At 29.6% G+C, this 10,228-nt stretch carries 9 protein-coding genes; 5 read left to right on the plus strand and 4 right to left on the minus strand.

Annotation, left to right across the window (positions count from 1 at the left end; translation table 11 throughout):
- Window positions 1–2: 2 nt before the first annotated feature.
- The 5 genes from QZ286_RS06525 to QZ286_RS06545 all read left to right on the plus strand — a co-directional run bounded on the left by QZ286_RS06525 (window position 3) and on the right by QZ286_RS06545 (window position 5,662).
- A complete protein-coding gene (locus tag QZ286_RS06525; protein WP_291256165.1) occupies window positions 3–1,670 on the plus strand; it encodes a secretin N-terminal domain-containing protein in 1,668 nt (555 codons plus the stop codon).
- A gap of 14 nt (window positions 1,671–1,684) precedes the next feature.
- Window positions 1,685–2,683: a D-glycero-beta-D-manno-heptose-7-phosphate kinase gene (gene rfaE1, locus QZ286_RS06530; protein WP_291256166.1), complete on the plus strand. Its 999-nt coding sequence runs from the start codon at window positions 1,685–1,687 to the stop codon at window positions 2,681–2,683.
- Entirely contained in the window at window positions 2,676–3,152 is a 477-nt protein-coding gene (ispF, locus tag QZ286_RS06535; protein WP_291256167.1) for a 2-C-methyl-D-erythritol 2,4-cyclodiphosphate synthase, read from the plus strand. Before rfaE1 ends, ispF begins: the two co-directional genes overlap by 8 nt.
- A gap of 98 nt (window positions 3,153–3,250) precedes the next feature.
- Window positions 3,251–3,625, plus strand: a complete 375-nt coding sequence (locus tag QZ286_RS06540) for a hypothetical protein (RefSeq protein WP_291256168.1) — start codon at window positions 3,251–3,253, stop codon at window positions 3,623–3,625.
- Window positions 3,626–3,745: 120 nt separating this feature from the next.
- Window positions 3,746–5,662, plus strand: coding sequence for an ABC-F family ATP-binding cassette domain-containing protein (locus QZ286_RS06545; protein WP_291256169.1), 1,917 nt, complete (start codon window positions 3,746–3,748; stop codon window positions 5,660–5,662).
- 78 nt (window positions 5,663–5,740) lie between these two features.
- Here the strand turns inward: QZ286_RS06545 and QZ286_RS06550 are convergent, their stop codons facing one another.
- The 4 genes from QZ286_RS06550 to QZ286_RS06565 all read right to left on the minus strand — a co-directional run.
- On the minus strand, window positions 5,741–7,306 hold the full coding sequence (locus QZ286_RS06550; RefSeq protein ID WP_291256170.1) for an AbgT family transporter: 1,566 nt from the start codon (window positions 7,304–7,306) through the stop codon (window positions 5,741–5,743).
- A gap of 24 nt (window positions 7,307–7,330) precedes the next feature.
- Window positions 7,331–8,056 carry a gamma-glutamyl-gamma-aminobutyrate hydrolase family protein gene (locus QZ286_RS06555; protein ID WP_291256171.1) on the minus strand — a complete coding sequence of 242 codons (726 nt, stop codon included), beginning with the start codon at window positions 8,054–8,056 and terminating at the stop codon, window positions 7,331–7,333.
- A gap of 184 nt (window positions 8,057–8,240) precedes the next feature.
- Window positions 8,241–9,086: a MurR/RpiR family transcriptional regulator gene (locus QZ286_RS06560; RefSeq protein ID WP_291256172.1), complete on the minus strand. Its 846-nt coding sequence runs from the start codon at window positions 9,084–9,086 to the stop codon at window positions 8,241–8,243.
- A gap of 97 nt (window positions 9,087–9,183) precedes the next feature.
- Window positions 9,184–10,228 (minus strand): Na+/H+ antiporter NhaC family protein (locus QZ286_RS06565; RefSeq protein WP_291256173.1); only part of this gene is annotated, 1,045 nt, incomplete at its 5' end.

Here is a 10,228-nt window from a genome sequence, read left to right on the forward strand (position 1 = left end):
GTATGTCAAAAAGAAATCTAGTACTTTTAATATTATTTTTTATTTGCTATAATATTTATGGACAGTTTTACGATCCATTATTAAAAAAGAGTAAGCTTACTTCTGATTTGAATTTACAAGGAGTAACTTTAGGAGAAGCTCTAAATATAATAGGACAAGAGAATAGAGTGACTATACTCTCCTCTGATGAGATCAAAGATACTAATTTAGATCTTTATTTTTCAGAGGGAGAGAGTGTTGAAGATATTTTAAATTCTTTTATAGAGATGTATAATCTTAAACTATCAAAGAGTGGAAATGTATTTATTCTCTCTAAAAGAGGAGAAAAAATAAATAGTATATTTGCTGGAAAAGTATTATCAAGCTCCTCTAACTCAGGAGTTGATGGAGTAAAAATAACACTTTTGAATAGTTTCCTTCAGCCTGTATATTCTAATTATGGTGGAAATTTTATACTTTCAGATATAGAACCAGGAGTTTATTTGGCTAAATTTGAAAAGAAGGGGTATGTTACCAAAGGGGAGATTATCAATATTTCTCAAGGGAATTCCACACTTACAGTATTATTAGAGAGAGATAACACTATTATAAACCCTCAATTACATTCACAAGAGAGTGGAAGTTACTCAAAAAAATCAATGATAAATGGTTTGGAAAATTTAACTGAAAATATTTATCTGCATAACTTAGATTGTGAAGAGGTAAAAAAACTGTTAAAAGAGAGCTTTGGTGATGAAATAAGTGTTTCTACACTAAATAAGAGAAATTTGATAGTGATATCTGGAAGAAGTGAGGTTGTAAAAGCATCAAAAGAGTTGGTAGATGAGTTGGATAAAGATAGAGAGCAGATAAGAGTAGATGCACAGATCCTAGATATAACTGATAATCTATTTGAAACACTGGGATTTAATTGGATATATAGCAATAATGGAAAGGTGGAAGGGGATAAAGGCTGGAATATGGGATTTTTAGATAAATCTAGTCTAGGTGGCTTAGGAAATATCTATTCATCTTCTATTAATGTGGTTAAACAATTTAATGGTGGAAATGATGTTTTGAATTTGGGAATAAATCTATTAGAGGCAACTCAAGACTTAGTAGTTAGTGCTAGACCTTCAATTTTAGTTTTGAATGGAGAAGAGGGAAGTTTTAAAGTAACAGAAGAGGTAATTGTTGGTGAAGAGAGAGAAGAGAATGACAATAATGACAGAGTTATCTCAACACCAATTTTTAAAGAGGCTGGAATTATTTTAAAGGTAACACCTAATATAGGAAAAGATGGTTGGATAAATTTAAAGGTTGTAATAGAGGTTAGTAATTTTAAGTTGAAGATAGATAAAGAGGAATCTGAAGATAGTGGAACATATAACTCTGAAGGTGGTTCTAAAGTAGGAAGAAGTATAGAGACTACTGTAAAGATAAGAGATGGAGAGACTATATTTATAGGGGGACTGAAAAAAGCAACAGTTCATAATTTAGATAGTAAGATCCCATTTTTCGGAACTTTACCAATGATAAATTTTTTATTTAAAAATCAAAATATAAGCCATGAAATAACAGATATATATGTTAAAATGAAAGTAAATATAGTTAATAATGAGAGTGATACCTTTGAAAAAGAAGAGATTCATCAGAGGGCACAAAATATAATAAATAGAAAAATCTATTAAGGAAGAGGAAGAGTATGACAAAAAGATTTGATTTACAAGGGATTTTAGAAAATTTTAAAAATGTAAGAATAGGTGTAGTAGGAGATTTAATGTTAGATGACTATATAATTGGTGTTGTAAATAGAATATCACCAGAAGCTCCTGTACCTGTAGTTAATGTTAAGGAGGAGAGATTTGTACTTGGTGGAGCAGCTAACGTAGTTAATAATCTATCTGTTTTAGGAGCTAAAACTATCTGTTTTGGTGTTATCGGTGAAGATGATAACGGAAACAGACTTATTAAAACATTTGATGAGAAAGGAATAAATTCAAGTGGAATAATTAGAACAAAGGATATTCCAACAATAGTAAAGAGAAGAATATTAGCAGGAAATCAACAGTTATTAAGAATAGATTGGGAGAAAGCAACTCCTATCTCAACTGAATTAGAAGATGCACTTTTAGAGAATTTTAATTCAAAAATAGATTCCTTAGATGCAGTTATTCTATCTGACTATGATAAGGGAGTTTTAACTCCTAGAGTTGCTAAAGAGATTGTTAGATTGTGTAGAGAAAAAGGTAAAATAGTAACAGTTGATCCAAAACCTAAAAATGCTTTAAATTATATAGGTGCAACTTCAATGACTCCAAATAGAAAAGAGGCTATGGAGTGTTTAGGAAAAACAGATGTAGTAGATTTTGAAACTTTAGGAAAAGAGTTAAAAGAGAAACTTCAATTGAGTAATCTTTTATTGACAAGAAGTGAAGAGGGAATGAGTCTATTTTTAGATAAGACTATAAATATTCCTACTTTTGCTAAGGAAGTTTATGATGTTACAGGAGCAGGAGATACAGTTATATCGGTATTTACATTGGCTAGTGCCACAGGAGTAGATTGGCATGAGGCAGCTAAGATAGCTAATACAGCTGCAGGAGTTGTAGTTGGAAAAATGGGGACATCAACAGTTACTAAAGAGGAGATTTTAGAGTTCTACAATCAAATATATGAGAGATGGGAGTGTCATCATGCTTAGAATAGGAAATGGATATGATGTTCATAAATTAGTTGAGGGAAGAAGATTGGTATTAGGTGGAGTTGAGATTCCACATACAAGAGGAGTTTTAGGACATTCAGATGGAGATGTATTGATACATGCTATAATGGATGCTATGCTAGGAGCTTTGGCTTTGGGAGATATAGGTCAACATTTTCCTGATACAGATATGAAGTATGAAAATATAGATAGTACAATTCTATTAAAAAAAGTCAAAGAGTTAATAGTAGACAGAGGGTATAGAGTTATAAATTTAGATTCTATTATTGTGTTACAAAAACCTAAAGTAAAACCATATATAGAGGCTATGAGAGAAAGAGTTGCTGAGGTATTGGAATTGGCTGTAGAGCAAGTGAGTGTAAAGGCAACTACTGAAGAAAAATTAGGATTTACAGGAGATGAATCTGGAGTAAAATCATATTGTGTTGTTTTGTTAGAAAAAAAATAAATTATTTTTACAATGACATATTCAAGTCATAATTCAAAGTTATAATTACTGTGTAAAGAAAAAGAGATGAAAAAATGAATTTAGCAGGAGGGATAATTTTGAAAAGAATAATCGTATTAGCAGGAGCAATAACACTATTAGTAGGAACAGCAGCGTTTGGAAGATCTATGGATGGAGAGAATTTAAGAAATGAGCAAACTACATCTCACCACAGAACTTATAGCAGAGGATATCACCAAAATAACAATAATGGACATAGATATTGTAATAACTATGATAACTTTAGAGGGAACAAAGAGATTCAAGCAAATAGAATTGATATTTCTGAAAGACAATTAGAGATAAAAAGAGAGATGTTAAAAAATAATCCAGATTGGAATAAAATTGAAAAATTAAATCAAGAGATAGCTTTAAAAAGAGCAGAGAATAAGACAATGATAATGAGAGAAAGAATGGAGCAAAATAACTATTAATAATTAGAAGGAGAGCTGAATGAAGGCTCTCTTTTTATTTTAAGCTTTATAAAGTTTTACAGATACGAAAAATATGGTATAATAAAAAAGTATAAAAAATTTAGGAAAGGAAATATAGAGATGGCATTATTACAAGTTAATGATTTATATATGGGGTTTTCAGGAGAGACACTATTTAAAAATGTAAGCTTTTCAGTAGATGAAAAAGATAAAATAGGAGTAATAGGGATAAATGGTGCTGGAAAATCCACACTTATAAAAATCTTATTGGGATTGGAGTATGATGAGGTAGATCCAGCAACTAATCAAAGAGGTACAATTGCTAAAAAAGGTGGATTGAAGATAGGTTATCTTTCACAAAATCCTAAATTAAACAAAGAAAATACAATTTTTGAAGAATTGATGACAGTGTTTGATAGTGTAAGACAAGATTATCATAGAATACAGGAACTGAATATTATACTAGCTGAAAATTTAGATGACTTTGATAAAACTATGGAAGAGTTAGGAAAAGTTACAGCTAGATATGAGCAAAATGAAGGTTATGCTATTGAGTACAAGGTAAAACAGATATTAAATGGTTTGAGTTTGGCAGAGGAGTTATGGAATAATAAGGTTGGAGATCTATCTGGGGGACAGATGTCTAGAGTAGCTTTAGGTAAAATTTTATTGGAAGAGCCAGAACTTTTGATATTGGACGAACCAACAAACCACTTAGATTTAAATGCTATAGAGTGGTTGGAAAAAATGTTAAAAGATTATAAAAAAGCTGTTATGGTAATATCCCATGACGTATATTTTTTAGATAATGTAGTAAATAGAGTTTTTGAATTAGAAGGAAAAACACTTAAAACATATAATGGAAACTATACAGATTTTACTATTCAAAAGGAAGCATATATTTCAGGTGCTGTAAAGGCTTTTGATAAAGAGCAAGATAAGATTAGAAAAATGGAGGAATTCATAAGAAGATACAAAGCTGGAGTAAAATCTAAACAGGCAAGAGGAAGAGAGAAACTTCTGAATAGAATGGAAAAGATGGAAAATCCAGTAATAAGTAGAAAGAATATGAAGCTTAAGTTTGAAACAGATGTAACGAGTGTGGATTTAGTTTTAAGAATAAAAGATCTGTCTAAGTCTTTTGATGGTCATAAGATATTTTCTAATATTAACTTAGATGTATATAGAGGAGAAAGAATAGGAATAATAGGAAAAAATGGAGTTGGAAAATCAACTTTATTGAAGATTGTTAACTCTTTGGAAAATGCTTCTAGTGGAGAGTTTAAAATAGGAGATAGAGTAAAGATTGGTTACTATGACCAAAATCATCAAGGTCTAAATTTAAATAGGACTATAATTGAAGAGCTTATGTATAATTTTACTTTGAGTGAAGAGGAAGCTAGAAATATTTGTGGTGGATTTTTATTTAGTGAAGATGATGTATATAAAGAGATAAAAAGTTTGAGTGGAGGAGAGAAGGCAAGAGTTGCTTTTATGAAACTTATGCTTGAAAAACCTAACTTTTTAATATTAGACGAGCCAACTAACCACTTGGATATATATTCAAGAGAGATATTGGTAGAGGCTTTAGAGGATTATACAGGAACTATTTTAGTAGTATCACATGATAGAAACTTTTTAGACTGTGTTGTAAATAATATATATGAGATAAAAAAAGAGGGAGCTATTATGTTTAAAGGAGATTATAATAGCTATTTACAACAGAGAGATAATGTAAAAGAGAAGGATGAAAATAAAGATAAGGCTGTATTAAGTTATGAAGAACAGAAGAAAAATAAAAATAAAATATCATCTCTAGAGAAAAAAATTGTAAAATCTGAAGAAAGATTGGAAAAGTTAGAGAGCGAGAAAGCTAAAAAAGAAGTGGAGTATAACGAAGCTGGAAAAATTAATGATTTGGATAAACTTCTGACTATTCAACAGGAGCTTGAAGATTATGATGTACAGATTATGGAAGTTATGGAAGAGTGGGAAGCTTTAGAGGAAGAATTAAAAAATTTAAAAGAATTGATATAGATATTCTATGAAAAAGGAGAGTACAGGGTGTGCTCTCCTTTTTAGTAATTATTTAATTATTTTTATCTATTAATTTTTTTATAAAAAATTTACTGTTCCAAAGCCAATAGGTAAATTTAAAATAAGCCAAATAGTAAAGAAAATAATACTAGATATTAATATACTTATTGAATGAGGAATCATATAAGTTATTAAATCTCCAAGACCAAATTTTTTGTTGTATTTATTACAATACATAAGAATTAAAGCAAAGTAACTCATTAAAGGTGAAATTATATTTGTAGCTGAATCTCCTAATCTATATGCTAATTGAGCTAATTCTGGAGAAATTCCTAATTTATATAACATTGGTAAAAAAATAGGAGCTAAAAGAACATATTTACTAGTCATAGATCCCATAAATAAATTAATAAAACTAACAAAAATTATAAAAGTTATTATTAAAGGAATACCAGTTAGTCCAATTTGAGATAAGAATTTACCTCCTTCAGCAGCTATTATAGTTCCAAATTGACTGTATGAGAACCAAGATATAAAGATTGAAGAGAAAAAGCACAATACAATAAATGCTCCAAATCCATCAAGGGCTTTAAATAATAGATTCATTAAATCTTTATCATTTTTTATCTTATTAGCTCCAATTCCATAAAGTAATCCTGGAATAAAAAATATAAGACAAATTACAGGTATGATAGCAGATAGAAGTGGACTCCATCCTAATAATAATTTACCAGTAGTTGGGTTTCTAAGTGGTCCCCAAGTAGGAAGAGAAAGGACTCCTATAATTGTAAAAGAGATAATAAATCCAAGTCCTGCCCACTTTAATCCTCTTTCTTCTTCAAGTGTAAGATTTGGATTAAAATCTTCATTTTCTAAATTCTGAACTTCATCAGTAGGTAAAAACATATCTAATTTAGGCTCAACAATTTTATCGTTGACAAATGCGACAATAAAAGTGATAAAAAAAGTAAAGAAAAACATAAATATTGAATTTGCTAGAGGTGTAACAATATAATCTGGATTAACAATACTTATTGCAGCAGTGGAAAGACCTCCTAGTAAAGCATCAATAGAAACTAAACAAGAAACTAAACAAGCAGCAAATCCTGCAGAAGTGGAGCTAAATCCTAAAAGAATACCAGCAATAGGATTTCTTTTAAGTTGCTTATAAAGAATACCAGCAATAGGAACAACAAGCACATATCCAATATCACCAGCAAAAGAAGAGTTAACTCCTAAAAAAGCTATAAAAAATGAAATGTATTTTCCATTGATTTTTCCCATTATTTTTTTTAGGAAACTTGGAAATAAACCAACTTCATTCAAAAAGTTAAAGAATAAAGAGAAGAATAATACCACTCCTAATGGTTCAAAAGAGATGAAATTTTCAACAGCAGACTCAAAAATCCATCTAATACCTTCTGGTGTTAATAAACTTTTAACATAGAAAGTAGTATCTTCGATCTGTTTTGTTGAACGATTAATAGTTTCTATTTGTACAGAAGTTCCTAGTCGAGCAAAAACTTCAGATAGAATAGCGATTATTATAGAAAAAATAATAAAAATTGTAACAGGATGTGGAAGTTTGTTGGCAATAATAGCAACTTTACCTAAAAATCCTTTTTGTTTAATACTGTTATTCATTTAAATCCCCCCATTTAATTTACTTTATTTATTACAGTGTTTAATAAATTCAATAAATATTTTTTTCATATCCTCATTTCCTCTAGCTGTCATCATTTCTGGATGCCATTGTATTCCGTACAAAAATTTATGTGATTTCATCTGAATAGCTTCAACGATTCCATCTTCAGTAGTTGCGATGGTAGTCAATCCGTCCCCTATTTTATCAATAGATTGATGGTGAAAAGAGTTTGTTAAAATACTGTTACCAAATAATTGTGACAACATATTATCTGAATCAATTATTTTGACATTGTGTATAGCTAATTCAGGATAAAAATCTTGTCTATGTTTTAGAACAGGTTTTCCAAAATATTTAAGATCTTGATATAAAGTTCCACCTCTAAATACATTTAAAAGTTGGTGTCCTCTACATATACCAAGAATAGGTTTTCCAGTTTTAAAAAATTCTCTTAAAACAATTAATTCACCTTCATCTCTCTCAGGAGAGATAACTCCCATATTTTCTTTGAAATCTTGATTGTAGTATAAAGGGTTTATATCAGCTCCTCCTGCTAAGATTAGACCATCAAGAAGTGATAATTGGTTTTTAATAGTTTCTAAATCAGATGTTACAGGCAAAACTATAGGAACACCACCAGCAGCTATAATTGACTTAGAATAATCAATACTAACAGTCGTCCTATGGTAATTACGAAGTCCATCTTCAATCTCATATGCAGATGTAATCCCAATTATAGGTTTAATCATAAAAATCCTCCCTTTTGTAGTTTATACTACATTATACACTTTAAATGTAGTAAAGTCAATAAAATATGTAATGGAATTTACATTTTATGTATTAAAAAAATAAAAATACATCATTTATAAAACATAAATATAAACACAATAGATTAGTATATTTATAATATAAATAATGTATTAATAGAATTAATTATAAATTGTGGAACAGAAAATCTTGAACAAAACTATTTTCTTTAATTTCTTTATATAAAGTATCTTTGTTTTTTTCAAATAGCATTGTCAATATTAAGTTACATAGTTGAATAGGAACAACATAAGAGTTGAAAAATCCTAAATTCTCCACCTCAACTTGGAATAGTATATCACTAAGTAGGGAGATTTCAGAAAACTCTGTACTTGTAATGGCAATGACTTTACTTCCTTTTTTCTTTACTAGTTCAAGTATTCTTATTTCATCTTCCAATATTCTAGGAAATGAAAAAATAAAAATAGTATCTTTGCTCTTTATATGTGATAAAGTTTCATAAAGCCCGAGACCACCTTCATTAATACACTCAGTATTGAATCCTAGACGTCTCATATACCAAAACATAAATTGTGAAATTCCTTTGCTTGATCCAAGACCCAAAAAATAAATTTTATTAGAATTTTCTAAGATATGTATTGCTTTATTTAATTGATTTAAATTTAACGTTTCAATAAACTCTTTAATGTTTGTGATATCAGCATTAACTATTTTAGTGATCATATCATTTTCTGAGCTAAAATTGTTCCAGTTTTTAATGATTCTTTCATTAGGACTAGAAGAGGTCAGATTAGAAGTGATATATATTTTTAAATCATTAAACTTTTCAAAACCAAGAGTTTTTGAAAATCTTAAAACAGAAGCATCACTAATATTGAGTTCTTTTCCAATTTCTAAAGCTGAATGGGTAATGATATTTTTAGGATTTTTAATTAGGTATTCTAAGATTTTTTTTTCAGTTTTGGTTAAAGTATTAAAATTTTTCTTGTAGAAATTTTGAAATCTAATCATATGTCACCTCATATTTTTTATTATATTATAGCATAAATATACATAAAAAAGAGAGCAATATTGCTCTCTTTTTTATGTATTCACCATTAATTTCTAATTATTTTCTCAATCTTACTTTTGGTTCTCTAGGTAATGCAAATCTAGGAATGAATCTGTCAAAACCTGTTAAAGTTAGAAGTAACATACTTATTACAGCTATGAATGCTATAAAGTTGTACTGGATAATATCTATTGGAGAGAATGCCTCTAATGGATATACTGTAGTTGCAATTCCTAAATAGAATCCAATATATACGTGCCAAGGAATCAATTGAGATCCAAAAACTCCCATAGCGTCACTGAATGTAGCATTTCTAAGTCTTAATACTTCAATATCTTCTGGAGCACCTTCTACGTTTTTCTCAACAAGGTTTCTAATGATTGGCCCTATTGTAACTATTTGTGCCATCTCATCAGCTAGAGCCATATTTCCAAATATTGATAAAGCTCCGTTCCAGAACATAAGTTGTCTTACGTTTTTAGAAATCTTAATTAGTAATATTGATAGAGGCTTGAATGCGTCCATCAATTTCATTATTCCACCAAAAGCTGAAACCCACATCATCATAACTACAACCCAAGCTCCTGCACCTTCAAATCCAACAAAGATTAGATCTTCAAGGAAAGCTTTTGTACTAGTAACAGTTCCCGCAAAGTATCCAAGGATATAAGAAGAAATAATACCAATAAATAAGCAGATAAATGTTTGATATCCTTTAAATGCGAATACTAGAACTAATATTAAAGGAATTATCATATAAACTGGAACACCATCTCTAACTTGGTTTAATAGAGTTACAGCCGATTCTCTCTCTTCAGCAAGTTTTGTCCAAACTTCAGCTGGAATTTCGTTAATAGCAGCAGCTCCATCTCCAACTACTGATGGTAATCCCATAAATATTCCAGCAAGTCCAAAACAGATAATACCAGATACTAAAACTAAACCAGACCAAACACCTTGGTGTCTAATTCTTTTAACAACTTCAACACCTTGGATACCAGAACTAACTATAGTAGTATCTGAAATAAGTCCTATATTATCCCCAAAACAAGCTCCTCCAGCTATAGCTCCCATAGTTAACATAATATTTCCCCCAACAATA

Source organism: Fusobacterium sp., from assembly GCF_019012925.1.
GTDB lineage: Bacteria > Fusobacteriota > Fusobacteriia > Fusobacteriales > Fusobacteriaceae > Fusobacterium_A.